We start from the raw sequence: 24,978 nt of genomic DNA on the forward strand, positions 1-24,978 counted from the left end.
CGGCGCCGGGGCACAGGGGGAGGTCACAGATGTCCTCGGGGGTCAGGAGATGGGCATTCGTCAGCTCGACCGCTCCGAAGCGACGGCGCATCTCTCTCTCCTGACTGCGAGGACCGCGACGGGCCCACCGGACGTGGAACGGCGTGGACCCTACCCACACCTCCCGCGCACCGCGAGCGATTAATCCACGCCCCGCGCGCCCCCCTCCGCCCGGCCCGTCAGCCCGGCCAGCAGCTCGTCCGCCGCCGCGTACGGGTCGGTCGCGCCCGCCGCGACCCGTTCCGCCAGCGCCGCGAGGCGGTGGTCGCCGCGCAGGTCCGCCATCCGGCGGCGCAGGGCGGTGAGGGCCAGCGTCTCGATCTCCCGGGCGGCGCGGCGCGCGCGGCGGGCGGCGAGCGCGCCGTGCGCGGTCAGCCAGTCGCGGTGCCTGCCGAGGGCGGCCGTCACGTCGTCCACGCCCTCGCCGCGCGCCGCGACCGTCTTCACCACGGACGGCCGCCAGTCCTCCGGGGCGCGGGGCGCGCCCAGGCCCAGCATGTGCTGGAGTTCGCGCACTGTGGCGTCGGCGCCGTCGCGGTCGGCCTTGTTGACGACGAAGACGTCCCCGACCTCCAGGATTCCCGCCTTGGCCGCCTGCACGCCGTCGCCCATGCCGGGGGCGAGCAGCACGACCGTCGTGTCCGCCTGGGACGCGATGTCCACCTCGGACTGCCCCACGCCGACCGTCTCCACGAGAACGACGTCGCACCCGGCCGCGTCCAGTACCCGCACGGCCTGCGGCGCGGCCCAGGCCAGCCCGCCCAGGTGGCCGCGCGTCGCCATCGAGCGGATGTAGACGCCCGGGTCCGTAACGTGCTCCCCCATCCGTACCCGGTCGCCCAGCAGCGCGCCGCCGGAGAACGGCGACGACGGGTCCACCGCCAGCACTCCGACGCGCAGCCCCGCCCGCCGGTACGCGGTGATCAGCGCCGACGTCGTCGTGGACTTGCCGACGCCGGGCGAGCCCGTCAGGCCGACCACATACGCGTGCCCGGTGTGCGGGGCGAGGCGCGCCATGACCTGGCGCAACTCGGGAGCCTCGTTCTCCACGAGCGTGATCAGCCGCGCGACGGCGCGCGGCTGCCCGTCGCGCGCCCTCGTCACCAGCTCCGCGACGCCCGCACCCCGCGCGAGCCCGCTCACGCGCCGGGCGCGCGCAGGATCAGCGCGTCGCCCTGGCCGCCGCCGCCGCACAGCGCCGCGACGCCGGTGCCGCCGCCGCGCCGCCGCAGCTCGTGCGCCAGGTGGAGGGCCAGCCGCGCCCCGGACATCCCGATCGGGTGACCGAGCGCGATCGCGCCCCCGTTGACATTGACCTTTTCGAGGCCGACGCCCAGGTCGCGCATCGACTGGACGGCGACGGCGGCGAACGCCTCGTTGATCTCGATCAGGTCCAGGTCGTCCACGGTCAGGCCCTCGCGGGCGAGCGCGGCGCGGATCGCGTTGGACGGCTGGGACTGGAGCGAGTTGTCGGGGCCCGCGACGTTGCCGTGCGCGCCGATCTCGGCGAGCCAGGGCAGCCCGAGCCGCTCGGCGCGCGCCCGCGACATGACGACGACCGCCGCCGCCCCGTCCGAGATCTGCGACGACGAGCCCGCCGTGATCGTCCCGTCCGCGCTGAACGCGGGCCGCAGCCGCGCCAGCGACTCCTCCGTCGTGTCCGGCCTGATGCCCTCGTCCTGCGTGAACAGCACCGGCTCGCCCTTGCGCTGCGGCACGGCCACCGGCACGATCTCCGTGTCGAAGACCCCGTTCTTCCGTGCCTCCGCCGCCCGCCGGTGCGAGGCCGCGGCCACCGCGTCCTGCTCCTCGCGCGTGATGCCGAGGTGGCCGTTGTACCGCTCGGTGGACTCGCCCATCGCCACCTCGTCGAACGCGTCGGTCAGCCCGTCGAGCGCCATCGAGTCCAGCAGCTCCATGGCCCCGTACTTCTGCCCCTCACGGGACTTCGGCAGCAGGTGGGGGGCGTTCGTCATCGACTCCTGGCCGCCCGCCACGACCACCTCGAACTCGCCCGCCCTGATCAGCTGGTCCGCCAGGGCGATGGCGTCGAGGCCCGAGAGGCACACCTTGTTGACGGTGAGCGCCGGCACGCGCATCGGGACACCGGCGCGCACGGCGGCCTGGCGCGCCGGGATCTGCCCGGCACCCGCCTGGAGCACCTGCCCCATGATCACGTACTCCACGTCCTCGCCGGTGATCCCGGCCCGCTCCAGCGCGGCCGCGATCGCGAAGCCGCCCAGCTCCGCGCCCGAGAACCGCTTCAGCGAGCCGAGCAGCCGGCCCATGGGCGTACGGGCCCCCGCGACGATGACGGAGGTCGCGCGCCCGTCGGATGTGCCTGCCTGGTGGGTGGTCATGGGGTGCTCCTCGGCGGATCTGAGGGAGTGAACGGCGGTTCACGTCAATGTACAGAGCGTGACACGACCGGTCATCCGGGCGTACATGTGACTCCCGGCACGTTGCGGCGGGACGCCAAGAGCGCTGCACTGGGGAGATGTTGACGCGCATCGATCACATCGGGATCGCCTGCCACGACCTGGACGCCACCGCCGCGTTCTACCGTGCCACGTACGGCTTCGAGGTCCTCCACACCGAGGTCAACGAGGAGCAGGGCGTACGCGAGGCCATGCTCCGCATCAACGGCACCGACGACGGCGGCGCCTCGTACATCCAGCTCCTGGAGCCGGTCAGCGCCGACTCCCCCGTCGGCAAGTGGCTGGCCAGGCACGGCGAGGGCGTCCACCACATCGCCTTCGGCACCGACGACGTCGACCGCGACGCCGAGGCCGTCCGCGGCAAGGGCGTCCGCGTGCTGTACGACGAGCCGCGCCGCGGGTCGATGGGGTCGCGCATCACGTTCCTCCACCCGAAGGACTGTCACGGAGTGCTCACGGAGATCGTCACAGCCGCCCCGCCGGGAACAGCGGGAGAGGGCTCAGGCCACTGACGCGGGCTGCCCCGGCCGGTAGAGTGGCCCAGCCGGGGCATCGAGTCTCCTTCTCCTCGTCCCGCGGTCGGCCGATGACCGACATCGACCGGCATCGACGGCATCGATGACGTACAGACGTGCACGCTTCACCACGACCAGGGGACGGATGGGACCGCGCGGTGCGGGGCTACGACGCCTACCAGGCTGACGACCATCTCTCGCAGCTCGAAGCCGAGATGGACCGGCTGAAGAAGGAGCGCGACAAGGCGGTCGACCACGCCGACGACCTGGGCTACCAGGTCGAGGTTCTGCGTGCCAAGCTGCACGAGAACCGCCGCGCGCTGTCCCTGCGCCCCCTGTACGGGGACCCCGCCTCCCACGCGGAGCAGCTCCTGCGCTCCGCCCACCACCAGGCCGACCAGATGCGGGCCGAGGCGGAACGCGAGCTGCGCGACGCCCGCACCCGTTCGCAGCGCGTCCTCCAGGAGCAGGCCGACCAGCGCGCCCGTATGGACGCCGAGCTGCACGCCGAGGCCGTCAGCCGCCGCCAGCGCCTCGACGAGGAGCTGGCGCAGCGCCGTTCCACCGTCGAGTCGCACGTCAACGAGAACGTCGCCTGGGCCGAGCAGCTGCGCGCCCGCAGCGAGGCGCAGGCCCGCCGCCTGCTGGAGGAGACCAGGGCGGAGTCCGAGGCCACCGTCACGCAGGCGCGCGCCGAGGCGCTGCGCCTGGTGGACGAGGCACGGCAGCGCCTGGCCGCCGAGGCGGAGGACGCGCGCGCCGAGGCAGAGGAGCTGCTGCGCCGCGCCCGTACCGACGCGGAACGCCTGCTGACCGCCGCGTCCGCGCAGGCGCAGGAGGCGACCGAGCACGCGGAACGGCTCCGCAGCTCCACCGCGCAGGAGACCGACACCGGCCGCCGCGAGGCCGCCGCGATGATCCGCAAGGCGGAGGAGCAGGCGGCCGACGCCCAGACGGCGCTGCGGGTCGCCCGCGAGGAGGCCGAGCGGCTGCTCGCCGAGGCGACGGCGGAGGCGGCGAAGCGGCGGTCGTCCGCCGAGTCGGAGTACGAGCAGCGCACGGCGACGGCGAAGGCCGAGATCGCCCGCATGGTCAGCGAGGCCACGCGCGACGCCGAGCAGCGCCGCACCGAGGCGGAGCACGCGCTGGACGAGGCACGGGCGCGCGCCGAGCAGATGCTCGCGGAGGCCGCCGAGGAGGCCAGGACCAAGTCGGCCGAGGAGTACGCGGCGCAGCTCGCGGACGCGGCCCGTACCGCCGAGTCGGTGCTGACCAGGGCGTCCAAGGAGGCGCAGGCCACCACCCGCGCGGCGGGCGAGGAGGCGGAGCGGCTGCGCGCCGAGGCGGAGGCCGAGGCGGACCGGCTGCGGGCCGAGGCGCACGATGTCGCCGAGCAGCTCAAGGGCGCCGCGAAGGACGACACGGCGGAGTACCGCGCGAAGACCGTCGAGCTCCAGGAGGAGGCGCGGCGCCTGCGCGGCGAGGCCGAGCAGCTGCGGGCGGAGGCGGCCGAGGAGGCGGAACGGGTCCGCGCGGACGCCGGCCGGGACGCCGTCCAGCGGATCGAGCAGGCGGCGCAGAGCGCGGAGGAGCTGCTCGCCCAGGCGCGGACCGACGCGGAGGAGATCCGCGCGGGCGCCGGGGCGGAGAGCGAGCGGCTGCGCGCCGAGGCGATCGAACGCGCCACGACCCTGCGCAACCAGGCGGAGCAGGCGCTCCAGAAGGCGCGCGGCGAGGCCGACAAGCAGCTCGTCGAGGCAGGCGAACAGGCGGAACGGGCCGTCCGTGAGGCCGAGGAGGCCGCGGCGCGGCTGCGCGACGAGGCGCGTGACGCGGCCCGTGCCGAACGCGAGGCGGCCGCCGCCGAGCTGGAACGGCTGCGCGCCGAGGCCGAGCAGCGCGTCGCCGACGCCGAGGAGGCCCTGGGCGCGGCCCGCGCCGAGGGCGACCGGCTGCGCGCCGACGCGAACGCCGAGACCGAGCGGCTGCGCGCCGAGGCGGCGGACCGCATCAAGGCACTCACCGAGACCGCCGAGGCCGAGGCGGCGCGGCAGCGCGAGGAGGCGGCCGAGGACGCGGCGCGGCTGCGGTCCGAGGGCGAGGAGCTGGCGGTGCGGCTGCGCGCCGAGTCCATCGCCGAGGCAGACCGGCTGCGCGAGGACGCGCTGCGCGCCGCCGACCGCGTACGGGCCGAGGGCGCGGCGGCGGCTGAGCGTACGGCGGGCGAGGCGGCGGAGGCGCTGGCCGCCGCGCAGGAGGAGGCCGCCAGGCTGCGCGCCGAGGCCGACGCGCTGCTCGCCGAGGCGCGGGACGCGGCGCACCGCGAACAGACGCAGGCCCGCGAGCGCAGCGAGGAGCTGCTCGCGACGGGCCGCGCGCGGCTCGACGAGGCGGAGCGCCGCGCGGAGACGCTGGTGTCGGCCGCCGAGCACAAGGCGCAGCAGGTGCGCGACTCGGTCACGGGGCTGCGGGACGCGGCCGAGGCCGAGATCGCGCAGCACCGCGCCGAGGCGGAGCGCGAGGCGGCCCGCGTGCTGCGGGAGGCGGCCGAGGAGAAGGAGGCCGCGTCGGCGCTCGCCGAGCGGACCGTCCAGGAGGCCATTGCGGAGTCGGAACGGGCGCGTTCCGAGGCCGCGGAGGCCGCCGAACGCACCCGGGCCGAGGCCGACGCGTACCAGGACCGCGTGCGCCGCGAGGCGTCCCAGCGGCGGACGGACGCGGCGGCGCAGGCGGACGAACTGGTCGCCAAGGCGCAGGAGGAGGCCGCCCGTATCCGTGCCGAGGCCGAGGAGACGCTGGACGAGGCGCGCAAGGACGCCGCCCGCAAGCGCACCGAGGCCGCCGCCCAGGCGGACGAACTCGTCGGCAAGGCCGAGCAGGAGGCCGCCCGCGTCCGTGCCGAGGCCGAGCAGGCGCAGGACGAGGCGCGCAAGGACGCCGCCCGCAAGCGCACCGAGGCCGCCGCCCAGGCGGACGAACTCGTCGGCAAGGCCCAGGAGGAGGCCGCCCGTATGGCGGCGACCGCCGAGGAGCGCGCCGAGGCGACGACGGCGGCGGCGCGCGCCGAGGCCACCAGGCTCGTGGACGAGGGGCGGCGCGAGGGCACCGAGGCCGTGGAGACCTCACGCGCGGACGCCAACCGCCTGCTGGACGAGGCCCGCAGGGACGCAGCGGCCATAAGGGACCGCGCGGAGGAGTTGCGGGGCCGGGTCGAGGCCGAGGTGGAGGCGCTGCACGACCGGGCGCGCCGCGAGTCGGCCGAGCTGGCGCGCGCGGCGGGCGAGCGGGTGGACAAGCTGATGAAGGCCGCCGAGGAGCAGCGCGCGGAGGCGCGGACGACGGCGGAGCGCACGGTGTCGTCGGCCGACGCGGAGGCGAGCAAGATCCGGGTGGCGGCCGTGCGGAAGGCCGAGACGCTGCTCAAGGAGGCCGAGCAGCAGCGTTCGAAGGCGCTGCGCGAGGCGGAGCAGCTGCGGGCCGACGCGGAGCGCGAGGCGAAGCGGCTGGTCGAGGAGGGCAGGCGTGAGCTGGAGAAGCTCACCCGCAGGCGCGAGGACATCAACACCGAGATCTCCCGGGTGCAGGACGTGCTGGAGGCGCTGGAGTCGTTCGAGGCCCCGAAGGCGGGCGGCGGCAGCGGCCGTGCCAGCGGTACGGGCGGGGCGAGCGGTGCGGCTGCCCCGGGCGGCGGTCCGCCGAAGCCGGGCGGGGGCCGTTCGGTGCCCGACCCGCGGATCGCGGGGCGGGAGAAGTCCGGCGCGGGCGCCGGTACGCAGCGGCCCACCGGCAAGCGCCCCACACCGTGACGGTGCCGTGACCGTGCAGACCGCGTTCGCCCCGGTGACCCCACCGGTCACACCGGCCACACATCGTGACCACTCTTCCGAGCGGCTTGAATGCGTGTACGGGGCGAACATTCTCCACAGAGAAGCGAGATCCGCTCGAAGACACGCCGGTTCGCCCCCTAGGATGAGGCTTCCGAGGGCTGGACCCGTCTTGTACCGAAGGCTGAGGAGTTCGACCTCGAAGCGCTGAACGCCCAGGCCCCCCGATCCCCTACTCACTCACCCGTCTGAATCGACAGGAACCCCATGAGCGACACTTCCTCCCCCTTCGGCTTCGAGCTCGTGCGGCGTGGATACGACCGCGGGCAGGTGGACGACCGCATCTCGAAGCTGGTGGCCGACCGCGACAGCGCTCTGGCCCGCATCACCTCGCTGGAGAAGCGGATCGAGGAACTGCACCTCGAAACGCAGAACGCGCAGGCGCAGATCACCGACGCCGAGCCGTCGTACGCGGGGCTCGGCGCGCGTGTCGAGAAGATCCTCCGTCTCGCCGAGGAAGAGGCGAAGGACCTGCGCGAGGAGGCCCGCCGGGCCGCCGAGCAGCACCGTGAGCTGGCCGAGGGCGCGGCCCAGCAGGTGCGGAACGACGCCGAGTCCTACGCGGCCGAGCGCAAGGCGAAGGCCGAGGAAGAGGGCTCGCGGATCGTCGAGAAGGCCCAGGGCGACGCGGCCGCGACGCGTGCCGAGGCCGACAAGGACGCCCAGGCGAAGCGCGAGGAGGCGGACGCCCTCTTCGAGGACACCCGCGCCAAGGCGGCCCAGGCGGCGGCCGACTTCGAGACGAACCTCGCCAAGCGCCGCGAGCAGTCGGAGCGCGACCTGGCGTCCCGTCAGGCCAAGGCCGAGAAGCGGCTCGCGGAGATCGAGCACCGCGCCGAGCAGCTGCGCCTGGAGGCGGAGAAGCTGCGGACGGACGCCGAGCGCCGTGCCCGCCAGACCGTGGAGACCGCGCAGCGCCAGGCCGAGGACATCGTGGCCGACGCGAACGCCAAGGCCGACCGCATCCGCAGCGAGTCCGAGCGTGAGCTGGCCGCGCTGACCAACCGCCGCGACAGCATCAACGCGCAGCTGACCAACGTCCGCGAGATGCTGGCCACGCTGACGGGCGCGCAGGTCGCCGCCGCCACCCTGGGCGACGACGACGACAACGACAGCCTGAGCAAGGGCGTGCCGGCGCAGCAGACCCGCTGACGGTTCACCCCAACGGCGTACGGGCCGTCGCCCCACCGGGCGGCGGCCCTCGCGCTGTCCTAGCGTCGAGGCATGATCGAGCTGTCCGGCCTGACCAAGCGGTACGGGGCGCGTACGGCGGTGGACGGCCTCACGTTCGCCGTGCGGCCCGGCGTGGTCACGGGCTTCCTCGGTCCGAACGGCGCGGGCAAGTCCACGACGATGCGGATGATCCTCGGTCTCGACCGGCCGACGAGCGGCGAGGTCCTGGTCGACGGCGCGCGGTACGACCGGCTGCGCGAGCCGCTCACGGCCATCGGGGCGCTGTTGGAGGCGCGCGCCGTGCACCCGGGCCGTACGGCGTACCACCATCTGCTGTGCCTGGCGCAGAGCAACGGGATTCCCGAGCGCCGTATCGGCGAGGTGCTGGACGTCGTGGGTCTTTCGGCGGTGGCGCGTAAGCGGCCGAAGGGTTTCTCGCTGGGCATGGGGCAGCGGCTGGGGATCGCGAGCGCGCTGCTGGGCGATCCGCGCATCCTGATGTTCGACGAGCCGGTGAACGGTCTCGACCCCGAGGGCATCCAGTGGATTCGCAATCTGATGAAACACCTGGCGTCCGAGGGCCGGACGGTGTTCGTCTCCAGTCACTTGATGAGCGAGATGGCGCTGACCGCTGATCATCTGGTGGTCATTGGGCGCGGTCGGCTGCTGGCGGACACGTCGATGACCCGTTTCATAGAGGAGAATTCAGCCACTTTTGTGCGGGTGCGGACCCCCGAACCGGAACAGATGCGTGACCTGCTGACGCGGATCGGCGCCTCGCCGGGCCAGGAGGCGGACGGCGCGCTGACCGTTCCGGGCTCGGACGCGGCGCGGATCGGCGAACTGGCGCACGAGCACCGGCTGCCGCTGCACGAGCTGAGCGTCCAGCAGGCGTCCCTGGAGGAGGCGTTCATGCGGCTGACGCACGAGACGGTCGAGTACCAGGCGAGGGGCTGAGCATGGCGTATCCGGGCCGGGTGCTGCGGTCGGAGTGGACGAAGATCAGGACGGTCCGCTCCACCCTGTGGACGCTGGCGGCCGCGCTGCTGGTCACGGTCGCGCTCGGCACGCTGATCAGCCTCCTGGTCCGCAACACGTTCGACGACCTGTCGGCGCACGAGCGCCTCACGTTCGACCCGACGCTGACCAGCTTCGCGGGCACGTCGCTCGGGCAGCTCGCGATGATCGCGTTCGGCATCCTGGTGGTGTCGAACGAGTACGGCACCGGCATGATCCGCGCCTCGCTGGCCGCCGTGCCGCAGCGGGGTGCGCTGCTGGCGGCGAAGCTGGCGGTGGCGACGCTGCTGGCGCTGGCGGTGGGGATGGTGACGAGCTTCGCGGCGTTCTTCGCGGGGCAGGCCGTGCTGGGCGAGCACCGTACGGCGCTGGGCGATCCCGGCGTGCTGCGCGCGGTGTTCGGGGGCGGCCTGTACATGGGGCTGATCGCGCTGTTCGCGATGGGCATGACGTGGGTGCTGCGCAGCGCGATGCTGTCGTTCGGTGTGCTGGTGCCGTTCTTCTTCCTGGTGTCGGGCATCCTCGCGAACGTGTCGGCGACGGAGAAGATCGGCCGCTATCTGCCGGACCAGGCGGGGCAGCGGATCATGCAGGTCGTGGACACGGGCGACCGCCCGTACGGCCCGTGGGGCGGCCTCGGGATCATGCTGCTGTGGGTGGCGGCGGCGGTGCTGGCGGGCTACCTGGTGCTGCGCAGGCGCGACGCCTGAACGAGCGGCGCGCGGGGGCGCGCGGGCGGGGCGTCAGTAGCGCGGCGCGTTGCGGGAGCGCTGGACGCGCGCCGTGCGGCGATCCCGCGCGCTCCAGCACGCCGCGTGCCAGTGCCTGCGGTCCTCGACGGCGCCGAGGCGCGGCCAGGCGACGACATGGGGGACGCCCGGCGGGATCTCCTGGTCACAGCCGGGGCAGCGGTAGCGCTTGGTGGCGCCACCGCCGGTGATCCGCCGGACCACCCACTCCTCGCCCTGCCAGTCCTCGGTGTTCTCCAGGCCGTACGCGCGCGGTCCGTCGTCCGCGCTCGGCTGCCGGCGGCCCTGGGCCTTGTTGCGACGGGGGGACATGCCGCCGAGTGTACGCACCGCCCCCCACCAGGCATTGAACGATCATCCGAGAAATGGGACGGCGGCCCGTGCCCTGGGCACGTGTCGGCCGTTGAGCCGTGGAGGAAACGGCCGAGTCCGGCACGTGGCACGGACTCTGGAAGGGGCGACACCCATGGACACCCTGCGCATAGGAACATTTGTACTGGCGGGCCAATACCCGGGACAGAGTGAGCGCGACGCACTGGAACGCGCGGTACGTTCCGCCGTCGCCGCCGACGAGGCGGGCCTGGACACCGTATGGCTCGGCGAGCACCACTTCGTGCCCTACGGCCTGTGCCCGTCCGCCACCACCCTGGCCGCGCTGCTGCTCGGCCGCACCCGCCGCATCGGCATCGGCACCGCCATCAGCGTGCTGTCCACCACGCACCCCGTCGCGCTGGGCGAGCAGACCGCGCTGCTGCACATGCTGTCCAACGGGCGCTTCACCCTGGGCGTCGGACGTGGCGGGCCGTGGGTGGACCTGGAGGTCTTCGGCGGTGGCGCGGAAGCCCTGGAACGCGACTTCCCCGAGTCCCTCGACCTGCTGCTGCGCTGGCTGCGCGAGCCGCGCGTCGCGGCGGACGGTGAGCGCTACCGCTTCCGCGAGGTGGCCGTCGTCCCCGCCCCGCCGACCCCACCGCCCGTCGTCGTCGCCTGCACCTCGCCCGGCACCGTACGGCTCGCCGCGCACCGCGGCCTGCCCATGCTGCTGGGCATGCACATCGGCGACGACGAGAAGGCCGAGATGGTCGCGCTGTGGCGCACGGAGGCAGCGGCCGCAGGGCACCCGCGGGACACCGTGGACAGCGCCGAGCACGTCGCGGCGGGCGTCGCCCAGGTCGCGGACACCACCGGTGAGGCCGTGGACATCCTGCGCCACGCGCTCCCCCGCTGGCTCAGCCACGGGCTCGCCGCGCACCGCACGCTCGACGGCAGGCCGCGTCGTATGCGTGACGCCCTCGCCTACACCGAGCTGCTGTGCCGCCTGCACCCCGTCGGCGACCCCGCGCGCTGCGCCGACCGCCTCTCCGCCACGGCGGAACGCACCGGCATCACCCGCTTCGCGCTACTCGCCGAGGGCTCGGGCGACACCGCGACGACGGAGCGGAACGTCCACCGCCTCGCCGCCGACGTGCTGCCGCTCCTGCGCCACGGGGACGGAGGAACGGCAGCACCGGACGCGGTCAGCAGTCGCGCAGCTCGGGCGACTGGTTGAGCAACTGGCTCCGTACGGACGTGAAGCGCGCGTGCACCGTCTCCTGGCCCTCCGGCGGGAAGACGGCGACGCGGTGGCAGTTCTGGAAGGCGAGACGCACCCCGAAGTGCCGCTCCAGGGCACCGCGGATGGCGTCGCTTGCGAGGGCGCGGAGCAGCTCGCCCCGCGCGTGTTCGTCCGGCGGCGGGGTGGTGTTGTCGGCGAACGGTCCGCCGTCCACCTTCAGCCGGGCCACCAGCGTGCTGATCATCTCCCAGGCGAACGGCAGGGAAGTGCGGACGCAGTCGATGAACTCCGCGTCATCGACCTCGCCCCGCTCGGCCCGCGCGAGCAGTGCCGGTGAGACGTCGAGCGACATGGATGTCTCCTCTCGGACCCCTGGTGAGGGGTCTGGCGTAACGGCCCGAGGACCCCGCCGCGTACGCCACCGCGTCCACGGGTGAAACCGGTGTGTCCGGACGGCGACGCCCCCAGGGCAAACGGTAGGCGTCCTGGCCCGTGCATGTCAGCGATACGGGCACATAACCGGCCACGGCCAGAACCCACCCATCCCGCCCGCCTCCCGACGCCCCTCACGCCCCCTTCCCCCCACGGCCCCACACCCCTCACCCACCACCCACCACCCCGTCCGGGGGGCCGCGCGGCAGCCTCTAGGCTGGGCCCATGCGTCTCGTCATCGCCCGCTGCTCCGTGGACTACGCGGGCCGGCTCACCGCCCATCTCCCCTCGGCCCCGCGGCTGATCCTCGTCAAGGCGGACGGCTCCGTGTCGATCCACGCCGACGACCGGGCCTACAAGCCCCTCAACTGGATGTCGCCGCCGTGCGTGTTGAAGGAGGCCGCCCCGGCGGCGGACGGCGACGGCGACGCGGTGTGGACGGTGGAGAACAAGGGCGGCGAGAAGCTGATCATCACGATGGAGGAGATCCTCCACGACTCGTCGCACGAACTCGGCGTGGACCCGGGCCTGATCAAGGACGGCGTGGAGGCGCACCTCCAGGAACTCCTCGCCGACCGCATGGAGACCCTGGGCGACGGCTGGACCCTGATCCGCCGCGAATACCCCACGGCCATCGGCCCGGTGGACATCCTGGGCCGCGACGCGGACGGCGTGACGGTGGCCGTCGAGATCAAACGCCGAGGGGAGATCGACGGCGTGGAACAGCTGACCCGGTACCTGGAACTCCTCAACCGCGACCCACTGTTGGCCCCGGTGAAGGGCGTCTTCGCAGCACAGGAGATCAAGCCACAGGCCCGCGTCCTGGCAACGGACCGAGGCATCCACTGCGCGGTCCTGGACTACAACGCACTACGCGGCATCGAAGACGACAAGCTCCGCCTGTTCTGAGTCACCCCACCCACCGAGAACAACCGTCCCCACAGACATAGGCCACTCGCGAACACGCCCCGCCCCACGGCACTTCGGAACCTCTAGTGTGGCAATAGAACCCGGATCACACCGAAGCAAAATGCCCGCTTCCACCGCTTTCCTTCCACCCAATCACTCAACGCACCGACTACACCGAGCAATACACACAGCTCAACAGCCGTGGCGCCCGCCAACCAAGGCGGGCGAGGATCGCAACGGCAACATGTCGGTGATGCCGCCGAGGACGTCGGGTGGCGCCCGCCAACCAAGGCGGGCGAGGATCGCAACGACTACGCCGCCGAGCAGGCGGGCGAGCACGGCACCTGTGGCGCCCGCCAACCAAGGCGGGCGAGGATCGCAACTACGACTCACGCGCCGACCTGCTCGTCCTGACCGGTGGCGCCCGCCAACCAAGGCGGGCGGGGATCGCAACAGGATGCCGCACCAGGTGCTGTAGCCCCAGGCGGTGGTGGCGCCCGTCCTCCAAGGCGGACGGGGATTGCGGCGGGGCGGAGGGTCAGGGGAGGGGCCAGTGGGGGCCGGTTGGGGTTTTGAACCAGAGGTTGTGTGTGCCGTCTGGGGTGGTGGTGAGGCCGTAGTGGGCGGGGGTGGGGTGGTCGTGGTTTGCCCAGTGGGTGAGGACCGGGGCGATTTCGCCTACGAGGTCGCGGGGGCCGCCGTGTTCGATGGCGTGGACGCTCGCGCCCTGGGGTTCGATGCGGGCCCACGAACCGGTGGCCGGGTGGCTCAGGCAGTGGACCGTGCGCCGGTACTCGCCGACGCCGTAGAAGGTGACGGCCTCCACGTCCGGCTGGAGCAGGCCACGCAGGAGCCGGGCCGTGTCGTCCGCGAGGTCGGGCAGGACGGCCGTGGTGCGGGCGCCGGGCCGTACGAGGAACACCGTGGCGGTGGGGTCGTTCGGCGCCGGACCGAGCGGGGCCGGGGTGGGGAGGAGCGGGCCGTCCGCGCTGTGGTCGGGGCGGACGGTGAGCGCGGCGAGGGCGTGCCCGAGGCGGGTGACGATGGTGCCGCCCGCCCTGACCTGGCGCGTCCAGGCGGGAGGAACGCGGGGTAGGCACGCGGTGGACAAGAGCGCGTCGTACGGGGCGTCGTGGGCGTGGCCGTGGGTGCCGTCGCCGGTCACGAGGTTCGGGTGAAGGCCGGTGCGAGCGAGCGCTTCGCGGGCCTGGGTGGTGCGGCGCGGGTCGAGTTCGATGCCGGTGACGTGCTCGGCGCCGGTCTTCGCACTGAGCAGGGCGGTGAGGTAGCCGTTGGCGACGCCGACGTGGAGGACGCGGCTGCCGCGCGGGAGATCGCCGAGGGCGGAGAGCATCGCGGCGGTGACGGTGGGCGCGGGGGTCGTGGTGGTCAGGGTCTCGGTGTTGTCGTGCCGGACGGTCAGCGGGGCGTCCTCGTGCAGTGCGCGGAGGTAGCCGGTGTCGGCCGGGGTGAAGTCCTGCCCGCCCCAGGGGCGGGGAACGGTGATGTGCGGCATGAACGGCTCGCGCGACACGTCGAGGAACGGCGTGCTCCACGCGGGATCGAGAACGTGCGCCGCGTGCAGCCGCACGACCAGGCGCCGCCGCAGTTCGGCCGGCGACTCTGCCGGGACCAGGGGGTTCATCCGTGAAGTACCTTCCCGTACGGATGTGCTGAGTTGGGCGGGGCCTCCGCGCCGACCGGCGGCCGACGCGGAGGGGTGTGCGTTCAGCGGCGGACGCACAGACAGGGCGGGTCGAACGCGGCGACCCGTACGGCACGCGGCGGGTGAGCACCGGGCACAACGCTGCGGGCAACCGCCCGATGCCGCCCCGGCGCCCTGAACACCAGGCCGACCAACGGCGTACGGGCGAGCAGCCCGACGAGCCGCTTCACCGCCGGTGCTCCTTCAAGGAGCGCAGGTGTGCCTCGATCGCCGCGTTCAACACGGCGTACTCGGCAGCCAGTTCAGCGGTCGTGGGGCGCCGCGTGGTTTCTGTCGGCTCGCCGGAGACGGCGGCGGACGCCTGAGGGGAATCGTCGTCGCTCTGCGAAGAAGCCACAGGGTCAGGGATGGTCATCGCAATCCACCTGCCTGTTCAGCATCAAAGACGCCCAGTGCACGACCGGACGCCTGGAGTTACTGAACGATGATGGAAGGCAGCTCGGCATTAGGCAAGTGTTCGTCCTGCTCGTACTTCCAAAGGGTGATCCTGTCTCACCATGGCTGTTCGACTTGAGGCGGGCGCGACATTATGTGGCCATGGCCCAACAGGACATGCCGACCATCCGAAGTCGTCGCCTCGGTGGGGAACTTCGCCGACTCCGCCTGGCCGCGGACCTCACGATCACGGACGCCGCAGAAGCGCTGGAGTGCGGCCACCCGAAGATTTCGCAGATCGAAACCGGCAGGCGCGGCATCAGGCAACTCGACCTGACGACACTCCTGAACCTCTACGGCGTCGAAGACGACGGCTTGCGCGCGGACCTGAAACGGCTGGCCAAGGAGATCCACAAGGTTGACTGGTGGTCAGCCGCAGGCCCGATGCTCCGCGACACGCTCAAGGACTACCTGACGCTCGAATCGGACTCCGATCTCGTCCGAACCTATGAGTCGATCGTGCTGCCTGGGCTGGTACAGACGGAGGACTACGCGCGGGCCATCATCGGTACAGCCCTCCCTCGCCAAGCGGATGCGCTGGTCGAGGCCCGCATGAAGCGCAAGGCGCTACTGGACGATCGCAAGTTCACGTTCCGTGCGGTCATCGATGCGCCGGCTTTGCATCGGATTCCCGGTGACAAGTCCGTCGTACGCTCTCAACTGGCATACCTTGCCGAGCTGTCCAGCAGGCCCAATGTGACCTTGCAGATAATGCCGTTGGACGCCGAGTGGCCCATCGATCAGTTGCCACCGTTCACCGTCTTCGGCCTGCGAGGGGAGATGCCGACGAGCGTCGTCTGGTTGGAGCACCTCACCGGCGCTACGATGCTGGAGCAGCAGTATGAGGTCACGAAATACCTCACGGCCTGGGACGAACTGACGGCAGCCGCACTCCCTCCTGCTGCGTCGCTGAGATACATCGAAGACCTTGCCAAGGACGACTGACATGACACCCCAGCACCACTCCCCCGCACTCGACGGTGCTGTCTGGCACACGAGCACCTACAGCGACAACGGGAGTGGTTGCGTCGAACGGGCACGGCTCGCTGAGGGGTGGCAAGGAGTACGGGACACCAAGGACCGTGACAGAGGTGTTCTCTTCTTCAACGCTTCGGCTTGGAAGGCCTTTGTCACCGGAGTCAACCACGGCCTCTGACCGACGACACCGCCCGCTCCGCCTCGCCCCCGCACCAGCTCACAGGCTGATGCGGGGGCTGTGGTTTGTGACGGGCAGCCCGGTGAGCATGCTTCCTCAGCCCTGATTGATGCACGAGGGAGAGGCACGACATGCAGAACACGCGATGGACGAGCCCCGGTGTCACGGACTCTTCGGCTCTGCCGGTGACATGGTGGAAGTCGTCGGCGTCGGGTGCGCAGTCCGACTGTGTGGAGTTCGGCGTCCTCAACCGCTCGATGGTCGCCGTCCGCGACAGCAAGCGGCCCACGGGAGCGGCGCTGCTGCTCAACCGCCAGCAGGTCACCCAGCTGATTTCGGCGATCCGCAGTGGAGTACTGACGGGCTGAGAGCAAGCTGGACCTCTGTGGTGCGGGGGTCGCCGTTGGGAGGTGGGCCGCGTGTTGCCCTCTTGGCATGCGTTCAGCCTGGTCCGATAAGAAGCCGCAACGATCGGTAGGCACCTCTGAAGTCCCTTGACCAGTAAGCAGCTACCGCTCACCCCTTAGAGGGAGTGAAGACGTTCGTGCGGAGATGAGGCGCGTTGCAGGTCCTACGGTTGCGATGTGGAAAGACACGAGCCGGACAGTGGACCAGTGTTCATGACCTACCTCGACGGGGAGGCCGTCGCCCTGCCGCGCACCATCAAAGATGTGCGTGCGGCCCTGCCGCCCGAGCGGAGGGGCGAATTCGACCGTGCTGTCAGCGAGGCGCCTGCGGAGGAGTTGTTCGGACTGGTGGGGCACTGGGCGATCGAGACCCGACCCGACCTCCGAGCCAAGGACGAGAGCCTCTTCGCGCAGTTGGAAGCAGGGGACTTCTCCGGCTTCACAGCGGAAGAGGATCTTGACCGGTGAGCCGACGCTACCGAGTTCAGTACGCCGATCAGGCACTCGACGCACTCGCCAAGATGAGTCCCGTCCGGCGGCGGAAGTTCGACGCGGCCATGGCACATGTAGCCGCCGATCCGTACGCCCACGGGCATGCTCTTGGCGGCGTCCGCGACCGCCGCGAAGCGTCATTGGCAGGAACCGTCACCGTCTATTGGGTCAGCAACGGCATCCTCACCATCTCCGTCGTCCGCATCATCCATACGGACTGAGTGCAATCAGCGGGTCAAGGGGGTCGGGTGTGTCGTGTGCGAGAGCTTTGACGGGTTGCGGACCGCGTAGAGGCTGGTGATCCGGCCGTTGGTCACGTGCAGCGTCAGGATCGTGTCCGGTTCGGCGTCCGTGCCGAGTGCCAGTGCCGGGTGGCCGTTGATCTGTAGGGGGCGCAGGCGTGTCGTGGTGGTGAGCCGGGAGAGAACGGCGGCCACCTCGGCCGCGCCGATGACCGGGGTCAGCGCCGCCCGAACCGCTCCGCCGCCGTCCGTCAGCAGCACCACGTCCGGCGCGATGAGGTCCAGCAGGCCCTTGAGGTCGCCCGTCTCCACCGCCCGGCGGAACGCCGCGAGCACGTCCCGTGTCTCCGCCGCCGTGACCGTTCCGCGCGGGCGTCGCGCCGCCACGTGCGCCCGTGCCCGGTGCGCGATCTGCCGCACGGCGGCCGGGGTCTTGCCGACCGCCGCCGCGATCTCCTCGTACCCGACGTCGAACACCTCCCGCAGCACGAACACGGCCCGCTCGGTCGGCGCCAGCGTCTCCAGCACCAGCAGCATCGCCGTCGACACGCTCTCCGCCAGCTCCACGTCCTCCGCCACGTCCGGCGCCGTCAGCAGCGGCTCCGGCAGCCACGGCCCCACGTACGACTCCCGGCGGCGGCTGAGCGTCCGCAGCCGCGTCAGCGCCTGCCGGGTCACCATGCGGACCAGGTACGCACGCGGATGCTGCACCTCGCCCAGGTTCACGTCCGCCCAGCGCAGCCACGTCTCCTGGAGGACGTCCTCCGCGTCGGCCGCCGAGCCGAGCATCTCGTAGGCGATGGTGAAGAGCAGGTTGCGGTGGGCGATGAACGCCCCCGTGGCGGTGTCGATGGGCTCCGTCATGGCCGGCTCCTGCCTGTTCTGCGGTGATGGTGTCACGCGCACAGGACGCCGCCCGGTGCGGCGCTGTGACAGCGCCGCGAGGTGGCGTGCGTCACAGCGGCCGGGCTGTCACAACGGCCGGGCGGGCGGCGTCCCATGGCCGACAGAGCACGATCGAGGAAGAGGACACCGCCATGAGCCCCCGCATGAACCTGTTCGCCAACGAGACCGGCGCGAAGATCGGCAAGCGGTTCTACGCCGTCAGCCAGGTCATCGTCGAATCGCCACTGCCCAAGCGGACGCAGGAACTGGTGCAGCTGCGCGCCAGCCAGCTCAACGGCTGCGGCTTCTGCGCCGACATCCACGGCAAGGACGCGGCGGCGGCCGGGGAGGACTGGGCGCGGCTCAACCTGGTCGCCACCTGGCGGCACGCCGCCGTCTTCACCGACGCCGAACGCGCCGCCCTCGCGCTCACCGAGGAGGGCACCCGGATCACCGACGCGTACCCCGGCGTCTCCGACGAGACGTGGGCCGAGGTGCGCGAGCACTACGACGAGGACCAGACCGTCGCCCTCGTCTCCCTGGTCGCGATGATCAACGCCGCCAACCGCTTCGGCGTGATCCTCGGCAACGAGGGCGGCGCGTACGAGGCCGGCAACCTCGCCACTGTCATGGGCTGACGGCGGCGGCGAGGAGTTTTCCGCGGCCCGGCAGTCTCCCTGTCCGCGACCTGGGGGGACGCGTGAGTCAGCTGGTGAGGGTCCGGAACTTCAACGTCTCCGGCGACGGCATCGCCGCCGGTGCGGACCAGACGCCGGAGCGGCAGTCGTGGCCTGGACGACCACCTCACACGCGGCTACGGCCGCCACATCGGTGCCGGGATCATGGGCCGCAACAAGTCCCGGCCCCAGCGCGGCCCGTGGCAGGACCACGACGGGCAGGGCCGGTGGGGCGGCGAACCGCCGTTCCGCACGCCGGTGTTCGTGCTGACGCACCACCCGCGCCCGGCATTCACGCTGTCCGGGCGCGGGGGGGACGTGCGGCTCGGCGGCGGGGTCACGACCATCCGGGAGGTTCCTCGAAGCCGGTCCCGTGGGCATCCCGCACGTCGCGGTCTCGCCGGTGAGGCTCACCGCCGGCCCACGGCTGGGGGTATCGCCCGCCGCACTCCTCGACCGTGACCATCCGGACGTGGTGCCGAGCCCGAGCGGTGTGCCGCGTCACCTGTTCTGACGCGGGTTGACCTCAACCACCCTTGAGATAGGAGAGTCGGTGACCATGACACGTTTCCTCGCACTCGTCCACCCCGCCGCCGGTACCGCGCTGATCAGCGAATGGCTCACCGGCACGCCCGACCGTTCGCGCACGGCCGCCGATGCCGTGGCCGACGAGTGGGCTGCGGCCGAGGCGCCCCCGGGGCGTCTCGCGCAGCACGTCTTCCTCTCCGCAGAGGGCGACAGGCTGCTGTTCCACGCGCAGTGGACCGGCGACGACGCGCACCTGGCGTGGGCGCGCGCCCGGCGCGGCGAAGTGGTCAGCCGCGTGGACACGCTGGTGCCGGGCATCGAACGCCCCGGGCTCGCCCGGACGCGCCTGCGCCGGAGCGTCGTCCACGACGCGGCGTCCCCGGCCGCCACCCTCGTGCTGACGAGGACGGCGGCGGCCGAGGCGGAGCGCCTGGCGGCGCCGGTCCCGGGGCTGCTCGCGGCACACGTCCACGTCACGCCGGACGGTGAACGCGCCCTCGTGATCACGGAGTGGGCCACCGCCGGACAGGCTCCGCCCGGCGAGCGGTACGCGCTGTACCGCTCGCTGGTCGATCAGCCCGTCAGAGCGGGGCGAGACGCTTCCTGAGCAGGCAGAACTCGTTGCCCTCCGGGTCCATCAGCACGTGCCACCGCTCCTCGCCCGTCTGGCCGATGTCGGCCGGGCGGGCTCCGAGGGCGAGGAGGCGTTCCAGCTCGGCGTCCTGGTCGCGGTCGGTGGCGTTGACGTCGATGTGCAGCCGGGACTTGCCCGGCTCCGGCTCGTCCCTGTAGCTGAGGATGATCGTCGGCTGCGGGCCGCCGAAGCCCTCGCGCGGCCCGATCTCCAGCGTGCCGTCGTCCTCGCGGTCGAGCACGACGAAGTCCAGGACCTCGCACCAGAACCGCGCCAGCAGCTCGGGATCGCGGCATCCGAGCACCAGTTCACTGATCCGACAGGCCATGGGCGGCAGCTCTCTCTCAACATGGGGGAACGACCCCGCGACCGTACCGGACGCGGGTGGGAACCCTCCGGCTAGAGCGTCGGCGTGCCCTCGCCTGTGGGGGACGCGTCGGCACTGGTGTTGCCAGAAGGGTCGGTGGGCGGTTCACCCGGCTCGGAAGGCCCGTCCGTGGGCGGGGTCGACGGGTCGTCCGGCTCGGTGGGCCCGTCCGTGGGGTCGGTGGGATTGTCCGTGGGCCCGCCCGTCTCGGTCGGCCCGTCCGACGTACCGCTGTCCTCATCCCCGTCTCCGTCTCCGCCTCCGCCGGGCGAGCCGCCACCACCGCTATGGCCGGCCGAGCCACCGCCGGACGAGCCACCGCCGTCCGAGGAACCGCCGGTGGAGGGGGCGGGCGGGTCGTACGTCGGGTTCGCGGTGGTCGGGGGGTCGGAGGGAGTCGCCGAGGGCGACTCGCTCGGTGTCTCGGACGGCGACTCGCTCTCGTCCGGCTCCGGGTCACGCGTGGCCGGGCGGCGGGTCGGGGTGTCGTCGTCATCGTCCCCGCCGAGCGGGGTGTCGTTCCCGGTGGCCGAGGGGTCCGGCGGCGTGGCGTTCTCCGGATCGTCGTCGCCCGGACCGGACGTCAGGCCGAACGCGACGACCGTCCCCAGGACGGCGACCAGCAGCGCGCCCGCCCCGGCCACCGCCACGTTCCGCTTCGCCGGGCGCGGCAGGCCGCGGCGCGGGCGGCCGACGACCACCGGCTGCTCCGGCTCCGGGACGCGGTGGATGACCTGCGTCTCCGCCTCCTCCTCCGCCTGGTCGAACGCGGCCACGGCGCGCGCCACCGGATCGGCGGGCGGCAGGGCGGGCGTCTCGTTCCGCCTGGCCGGCAGGCCCATCGGCGGGGTGTGCGCGGGCGCCTGCGGCAGCGCCGGGCGGCTCAGGTCCTCCACGAGCGTGAGCGCCCGCCGGCCCGCGACGGCGCCGCCCGCGTCGGCCAGGACGCCGCGCAGCGCGGTGGACGCCTCCAGCTCCACCCGGGCGCGGTCCAGCTTGCCCCGGCAGATCGCCAGGACGCCCAACTCGTGGTGGAAGTAGGCCTGCTGGGCGACCTCGCCCGCGACCCGCGCGGACTCCTGGCCGCTGCGCAGGACCCGTTCCCACGCGCTCCACAGCAGCGCGGCGGCCAGCGGGGGCGCCGCCGCGCGGGCCAGTGCGGTGACGGCCGCGGCGTGCCCGGCGCGCTGGGTGGCGGCGACGGTCGCGAGGAGGGCGTCCGCCTCGGCCGCGACGGCGTCCGCCGTCGTCTCGCGCCTGCCGAGCCACCACGTGTAGTGGACGGCGGCGCCGTGCGCCCGCGCGCCCGTCGTGTCGGCGTACCCGGCGGCGGTCAGGTCGGCGAGGACGGCCTCCGGGAGGCGGTGGCCGCCGCCGGAGGGGGCGAGCAGCCCGGCGTCGAGCAGTTCGGTGCGCGCGGTGGCGGCGGAGGTGTCGCCCGAGAGGGCGGCGAGGTGGTCGCGGCCGGGCAGCTCACCGCCCAACGCGACGGCGAGGCGCAGCAGTTCGCGTGCGGGCTGGGAAAGGGTGGAGGCGAGCGCGGCGGTGAGGCGGGCGGGCTCGGGCAGCGGCGCGTCCTCGGCCCGCAGGCGCAGCAGGGCGCCGGCCTCGGTGAGGCGCAGCGGGAGGCCGTCCACGGCGGCGCACAGGTCGGCGGCCCAGGCGCGTTCGGTGTCGTCCAGGGGACGGGCGACGGCGAGTTCGAGGAGTTCGAGGGCGGCGGTGTGCGTGAGCCCGGGGAGTTCGATCTCCTGGAGGCGGGACGCGGGCGCGGCGGCCGGGGCGTCGGGCCCGGCGGAGAGGAGGAACGCGCACTCGGGGGTGGCGGCGAGCACCTCGTCGAGCGCGGTGTCGCCGAACTCGGTGTCGTCCAGGACGACGACCGCGCCGACTTCGCGGAGGGCGGCGGCGAGTTCGGTGCGCCCGGGGCGGTAGCCGCTGGTGGTGTGCACGGCGGCGTAGAGGTCCTGGAGGATGTCGTCGGCGGTGCGGCGGTGGCCGTTCAGCCAGATCACGCCGTACGGGGCCAGTTCGGCGGCGTCGCGGGCGACGGCGGCGAGGAGCGCGGTGCGTCCGGAGCCCGAGGGGCCGGTCAGCCGGACCGAACGGCCGCGTGCCAGCAGGCGGTAGAGGCGGTGGCGTATCTCGTCGCGCTCCAGCAGGGGGGCGCCCTGGGGTGGCGCCGCGGGGGCCGGGAGCGTGCCCGGGGCGCGGCGCGGGGTTATCGGGCGGCGGCCCGGCGGGCAGGAGACGATCTCGCCGCCGTCCACCGGGTTGACGGTGAGCAGGAAGTCGCCCGCGACGAGTTCGACGACGCGCCCCGGCTCACGGGGTGGCTCACCGTTCGGGGCTGGGGAGTTGAGGTCCATGCTGCTCTTCGTCTCTCGAACGCGATGCGGAGGAGTTGCGGCCGGTGCCCACGCTACCGGTGTGTGCCTGTGGGACGGCGGCCGGTGCCGCCGATTCCGTGAGGATCGCGCGCCGATCAGGACGCGATGGTGAGGACGCGGTGCAGCCGGGTCGCGACGAGCACGCGCCGCACGTGTGGCGGCACGTCGCGCAACACCAGGCGGCGTCCGCAGCGTCCGGCGCGGCGGTGCGCGCCCATGATGACGCCGAGGCCGGTGGCGTCGCAGGAGTCGAGCTGCCGCAGGTCGAGGACGAGGTCACCGGCGCCGCCGTCCACGGCGCGGTGCAGCGCGAGCCGGGCGTCGGCCGCGTTCCGTACGTCCAGGCGCCCGCCGACGACCAGTTCCGCGTGGTCGCCTGAGATGTGCATCCGGTTCCCCCGATTCGTGCGGCTCACTTCGTGCTGGTGTGGTGCTGCGCTGTCGTGCGCTGGGTGCGGCGGCGTGCGGGCCGTGGGTGCGGCGGGTGCGCGGCTGGACGCACTCCCCCACGGCCGTGGCGGCGCCGGGGTCGTCCGCGGACGACCAAGGGTGGTACACGGGACGGTCACTCGGGACCCGCGGGCCGTGGACCGTCCTGAAACCGATATCGAATTCACTCCCCGGGGTGACCGGCGCGGCCGGGGCGGCCGGGGAGTGAGGTCACTGCCCGTGCGTGTGGAAGCCGCGGCCCGTCTTGCGGCCGAGGTCGCCCGCGTCGACCATGCGGCGCATCAGCTCCGGCACGGCGAACTTCGGGTCGCGCGACTCGGCGTGGATGTTGTCGGCCGCGTGCAGCAGGACGTCGACGCCGGTGAGGTCGGCGGTGGCGAGGGGGCCCATGGCGTGGCCGAAGCCGAGGCGGCAGGCGAGGTCGATGTCCTCGGCGGTGGCGACGCCCGACTCGTACAGCGCGACGGCCTCCACGACCAGCGCGGTGATCAGCCGGGTCGTGACGAAGCCCGCCACATCGCGTTCGACCACGACGCAGGTCTTGCCGCACGACTCGGCGAAGGCGCGTGCGGCGGCGAGGGTCTCGTCGCTGGTGCGCAGGCCGCGGACGAGTTCGCACAGCTCCATCATCGGGACGGGCGAGAAGAAGTGGGTGCCGACGACGCGTTCGGGCCTGCGGGTGACGGCGGCGAGCTTGGTGATGGGGATCGCGGACGTGTTGGAGGCGAGCACGGTCCCGTCGCCGACGAGCCCGTCGAGCGTGCGGAAGATCGCCTGCTTGACCTCGACCTGCTCGAAGACCGCCTCGACCACGATGTCCGCCCCTGCGGCGGCGTCGAGGTCGGTGGCCGTGGTGACGCGGGCGCGGGCCGCGTCGGCCTCGTCCTGGCCGAGCCTGCCCTTGGCGACGAACTTCGCCCACGACGCCTCGGCGGCGGCGAGGCCGCGCGCGAGGGCGGCCTCGGTGGTGTCCAGGAGCGTCACCTCCCATCCCGCCTGGGCGGCGACCTGGGCGATGCCGGACCCCATGAGTCCTGCGCCGACGACGGCGAGCTTCCTGGTCACGTAGATCTCCCTTGATCCGGACGGAACGACGGGCTCGGGAGGCACGACCTTAGCGGCCACCGCGTGCCGCGGGAGACGAAAGAGACACGCGTCACCCGTGGGTCGTCACTTCAGAAACACCGTCAACTGTGCTTATCACACGAGATGTTGGCGTGGGAGGCGTGGTGATCAGGACGCGGCGGGCCTGCGGGCGTAGTCCCACGCGGGCGCGCCGAGGAGGCGTTCGGCGTCGTCGAGCATGGCCAGCATCCGGGCGGCGGTCTCGTCCACCGGGACGCCGGCGAGCGCGTCGGCGCCCGCGATGCGGTAGACGCTGTTCGTCAGCCACAGCATGAGCCCGGCGACCAGGTCGGGCATCGGGTCGCCGGGGGCGGCGGCCGTCTCCTCGCGCAGCGTCTCGGCGAGCCGGTCGCACGTGCGGTACTGCATGCGCTGGAGGTAGGCCATCAGGGTGGGCGAGCCGAAGAGGACGCGCATGAAGCGGTCGTAGCCCTCGGTCAGGCCGACCCAGGGCCGGCGCTCCTCGACGTCGCGGCGCACGGCGCGCAGGACCGCCTCGGCGGCCGACTCGCCGGGGGCGCGCTCCCGGACGCGGCGGGAAGGGCGTTCGACCTGCTCGTCCTCGCGGTCGAGGAAGAGGTTCTCCTTGGCGGGGAAGTAGTTGTAGACGGTGTTGACGGAGACCTCGGCCGCCTCGGCGATCTCCGCGACCGTGACGATATCGAAACCCCGTTCGAGGAACAGTCCGGTGGCGACATCCGACAGGTGCCGCCGCGTCTGCTCCTTCTTGCGCTCCCTCAGCCCGGCCACGGA

Annotated in this window: 27 protein-coding genes and 1 pseudogene; 15 read left to right on the forward strand and 13 right to left on the reverse strand. The window is 72.9% G+C overall.

The window, feature by feature from the left end:
* Positions 1-180 precede the first annotated feature (180 nt).
* Together meaB and ACL02R_RS16590 are read right to left on the reverse strand one after the other, a co-directional pair.
* A complete protein-coding gene (gene meaB / locus ACL02R_RS16585) occupies positions 181-1,182 on the reverse strand; it encodes a methylmalonyl Co-A mutase-associated GTPase MeaB (protein WP_412797688.1) in 1,002 nt (333 codons plus the stop codon).
* Positions 1,179-2,399, reverse strand: a complete 1,221-nt coding sequence (locus tag ACL02R_RS16590; protein ID WP_412797689.1) for an acetyl-CoA C-acetyltransferase — start codon at positions 2,397-2,399, stop codon at positions 1,179-1,181. Before ACL02R_RS16590 ends, meaB begins: the two co-directional genes overlap by 4 nt.
* A gap of 137 nt (positions 2,400-2,536) precedes the next feature.
* Between ACL02R_RS16590 and mce the strand changes: the two genes are divergently transcribed.
* The 5 genes from mce (at position 2,537) to ACL02R_RS16615 (ending at position 9,776) form a co-directional block, all read left to right on the forward strand.
* Positions 2,537-2,989 (forward strand): methylmalonyl-CoA epimerase, encoded by a 453-nt coding sequence (gene mce / locus ACL02R_RS16595; protein ID WP_412797690.1) that lies wholly within the window; start codon positions 2,537-2,539, stop codon positions 2,987-2,989.
* Positions 2,990-3,150: 161 nt separating this feature from the next.
* Complete coding sequence (locus ACL02R_RS16600; protein ID WP_412797691.1) at positions 3,151-6,798, forward strand: hypothetical protein; 3,648 nt, start codon at positions 3,151-3,153, stop codon at positions 6,796-6,798.
* Positions 6,799-7,083: 285 nt separating this feature from the next.
* The gene (locus ACL02R_RS16605) at positions 7,084-8,028 is read left to right on the forward strand and encodes a cellulose-binding protein (protein ID WP_412797692.1); all 945 of its coding nucleotides are present in this window, start codon (positions 7,084-7,086) and stop codon (positions 8,026-8,028) included.
* A 72-nt stretch (positions 8,029-8,100) separates the two neighbouring features.
* The gene (locus ACL02R_RS16610) at positions 8,101-9,006 is read left to right on the forward strand and encodes an ATP-binding cassette domain-containing protein (RefSeq protein WP_412797693.1); all 906 of its coding nucleotides are present in this window, start codon (positions 8,101-8,103) and stop codon (positions 9,004-9,006) included.
* A gap of 2 nt (positions 9,007-9,008) precedes the next feature.
* Complete coding sequence (locus ACL02R_RS16615) at positions 9,009-9,776, forward strand: ABC transporter permease (RefSeq protein WP_412797694.1); 768 nt, start codon at positions 9,009-9,011, stop codon at positions 9,774-9,776.
* Positions 9,777-9,809: 33 nt separating this feature from the next.
* On the opposite strand, the gene ACL02R_RS16620 is transcribed toward ACL02R_RS16615, so the two are convergent.
* Positions 9,810-10,127 carry an ATP/GTP-binding protein gene (locus tag ACL02R_RS16620; protein WP_412797695.1) on the reverse strand — a complete coding sequence of 106 codons (318 nt, stop codon included), beginning with the start codon at positions 10,125-10,127 and terminating at the stop codon, positions 9,810-9,812.
* Between the two features lie 163 nt (positions 10,128-10,290).
* Between ACL02R_RS16620 and ACL02R_RS16625 the strand changes: the two genes are divergently transcribed.
* Positions 10,291-11,364: an LLM class flavin-dependent oxidoreductase gene (locus tag ACL02R_RS16625; RefSeq protein WP_412797782.1), complete on the forward strand. Its 1,074-nt coding sequence runs from the start codon at positions 10,291-10,293 to the stop codon at positions 11,362-11,364.
* Here ACL02R_RS16625 and ACL02R_RS16630 read toward each other — a convergent pair.
* Positions 11,333-11,722 carry an SCO5389 family protein gene (locus ACL02R_RS16630; RefSeq protein ID WP_362965419.1) on the reverse strand — a complete coding sequence of 130 codons (390 nt, stop codon included), beginning with the start codon at positions 11,720-11,722 and terminating at the stop codon, positions 11,333-11,335. The two genes, ACL02R_RS16625 and ACL02R_RS16630, sit on opposite strands and share 32 nt — an antisense overlap.
* A gap of 305 nt (positions 11,723-12,027) precedes the next feature.
* Here ACL02R_RS16630 and nucS point away from each other — a divergent pair, with 305 nt between their 5' ends.
* Positions 12,028-12,711, forward strand: a complete 684-nt coding sequence (gene nucS, locus ACL02R_RS16635; RefSeq protein ID WP_412797696.1) for an endonuclease NucS — start codon at positions 12,028-12,030, stop codon at positions 12,709-12,711.
* Positions 12,712-13,249: 538 nt separating this feature from the next.
* On the opposite strand, the gene ACL02R_RS16640 is transcribed toward nucS, so the two are convergent.
* The 3 genes from ACL02R_RS16640 to ACL02R_RS16650 form a co-directional block, all read right to left on the reverse strand.
* Complete coding sequence (locus tag ACL02R_RS16640; protein WP_412797697.1) at positions 13,250-14,356, reverse strand: protein-L-isoaspartate O-methyltransferase family protein; 1,107 nt, start codon at positions 14,354-14,356, stop codon at positions 13,250-13,252.
* A gap of 83 nt (positions 14,357-14,439) precedes the next feature.
* Positions 14,440-14,607, reverse strand: coding sequence for a hypothetical protein (locus ACL02R_RS16645; protein WP_412797698.1), 168 nt, complete (start codon positions 14,605-14,607; stop codon positions 14,440-14,442).
* Positions 14,604-14,792 (reverse strand): hypothetical protein, encoded by a 189-nt coding sequence (locus ACL02R_RS16650; protein ID WP_412797699.1) that lies wholly within the window; start codon positions 14,790-14,792, stop codon positions 14,604-14,606. Before ACL02R_RS16650 ends, ACL02R_RS16645 begins: the two co-directional genes overlap by 4 nt.
* 182 nt (positions 14,793-14,974) lie before the next feature.
* Here ACL02R_RS16650 and ACL02R_RS16655 point away from each other — a divergent pair, with 182 nt between their 5' ends.
* The 5 genes from ACL02R_RS16655 (at position 14,975) to ACL02R_RS16675 (ending at position 17,148) form a co-directional block, all read left to right on the forward strand.
* Complete coding sequence (locus ACL02R_RS16655) at positions 14,975-15,817, forward strand: helix-turn-helix domain-containing protein (RefSeq protein WP_398846677.1); 843 nt, start codon at positions 14,975-14,977, stop codon at positions 15,815-15,817.
* A gap of 1 nt (position 15,818) precedes the next feature.
* Positions 15,819-16,028 (forward strand): DUF397 domain-containing protein, encoded by a 210-nt coding sequence (locus ACL02R_RS16660; protein WP_412797700.1) that lies wholly within the window; start codon positions 15,819-15,821, stop codon positions 16,026-16,028.
* A 131-nt stretch (positions 16,029-16,159) separates the two neighbouring features.
* Entirely contained in the window at positions 16,160-16,396 is a 237-nt protein-coding gene (locus tag ACL02R_RS16665) for a DUF397 domain-containing protein (RefSeq protein ID WP_412797701.1), read from the forward strand.
* A 252-nt stretch (positions 16,397-16,648) separates the two neighbouring features.
* Positions 16,649-16,903: a hypothetical protein gene (locus ACL02R_RS16670; protein WP_412797702.1), complete on the forward strand. Its 255-nt coding sequence runs from the start codon at positions 16,649-16,651 to the stop codon at positions 16,901-16,903.
* Positions 16,900-17,148, forward strand: coding sequence for a type II toxin-antitoxin system RelE family toxin (locus tag ACL02R_RS16675; RefSeq protein WP_412797703.1), 249 nt, complete (start codon positions 16,900-16,902; stop codon positions 17,146-17,148). Before ACL02R_RS16670 ends, ACL02R_RS16675 begins: the two co-directional genes overlap by 4 nt.
* Positions 17,149-17,154: 6 nt before the next feature.
* On the opposite strand, the gene ACL02R_RS16680 is transcribed toward ACL02R_RS16675, so the two are convergent.
* Positions 17,155-18,033, reverse strand: a complete 879-nt coding sequence (locus ACL02R_RS16680; protein WP_412797704.1) for an RNA polymerase sigma-70 factor — start codon at positions 18,031-18,033, stop codon at positions 17,155-17,157.
* Positions 18,034-18,206: 173 nt separating this feature from the next.
* On the opposite strand from ACL02R_RS16680, the gene ACL02R_RS16685 reads away from it, so the two are divergent.
* The 3 genes and pseudogenes from ACL02R_RS16685 to ACL02R_RS16695 all read left to right on the forward strand — a co-directional run bounded on the left by ACL02R_RS16685 (position 18,207) and on the right by ACL02R_RS16695 (position 19,866).
* Positions 18,207-18,692 carry a carboxymuconolactone decarboxylase family protein gene (locus ACL02R_RS16685; protein ID WP_412797705.1) on the forward strand — a complete coding sequence of 162 codons (486 nt, stop codon included), beginning with the start codon at positions 18,207-18,209 and terminating at the stop codon, positions 18,690-18,692.
* A 62-nt stretch (positions 18,693-18,754) separates the two neighbouring features.
* A pseudogene (locus tag ACL02R_RS16690) lies at positions 18,755-19,245 on the forward strand (deaminase).
* 39 nt (positions 19,246-19,284) lie between these two features.
* Positions 19,285-19,866, forward strand: a complete 582-nt coding sequence (locus ACL02R_RS16695; protein ID WP_412797706.1) for an antibiotic biosynthesis monooxygenase — start codon at positions 19,285-19,287, stop codon at positions 19,864-19,866.
* Here the strand turns inward: ACL02R_RS16695 and ACL02R_RS16700 are convergent.
* From ACL02R_RS16700 to ACL02R_RS16720, 5 genes are all read right to left on the reverse strand, one after another.
* Entirely contained in the window at positions 19,841-20,221 is a 381-nt protein-coding gene (locus tag ACL02R_RS16700) for a VOC family protein (RefSeq protein ID WP_412797707.1), read from the reverse strand. The two genes, ACL02R_RS16695 and ACL02R_RS16700, sit on opposite strands and share 26 nt — an antisense overlap.
* A 71-nt stretch (positions 20,222-20,292) precedes the next feature.
* Positions 20,293-22,629, reverse strand: a complete 2,337-nt coding sequence (locus ACL02R_RS16705) for an ATP-binding protein (protein ID WP_412797708.1) — start codon at positions 22,627-22,629, stop codon at positions 20,293-20,295.
* A 116-nt stretch (positions 22,630-22,745) separates the two neighbouring features.
* Positions 22,746-23,039 (reverse strand): STAS domain-containing protein, encoded by a 294-nt coding sequence (locus tag ACL02R_RS16710; protein ID WP_412797709.1) that lies wholly within the window; start codon positions 23,037-23,039, stop codon positions 22,746-22,748.
* Positions 23,040-23,310: 271 nt separating this feature from the next.
* A complete protein-coding gene (locus ACL02R_RS16715; protein WP_412797710.1) occupies positions 23,311-24,165 on the reverse strand; it encodes a 3-hydroxyacyl-CoA dehydrogenase family protein in 855 nt (284 codons plus the stop codon).
* Between the two features lie 168 nt (positions 24,166-24,333).
* Complete coding sequence (locus ACL02R_RS16720; RefSeq protein WP_412797711.1) at positions 24,334-24,975, reverse strand: TetR/AcrR family transcriptional regulator; 642 nt, start codon at positions 24,973-24,975, stop codon at positions 24,334-24,336.
* Positions 24,976-24,978: the final 3 nt, after the last annotated feature.

The organism is Streptomyces sp. MS19 (assembly GCF_047200595.1).
Classification (GTDB): Bacteria; Actinomycetota; Actinomycetes; order Streptomycetales; family Streptomycetaceae; genus Streptomyces.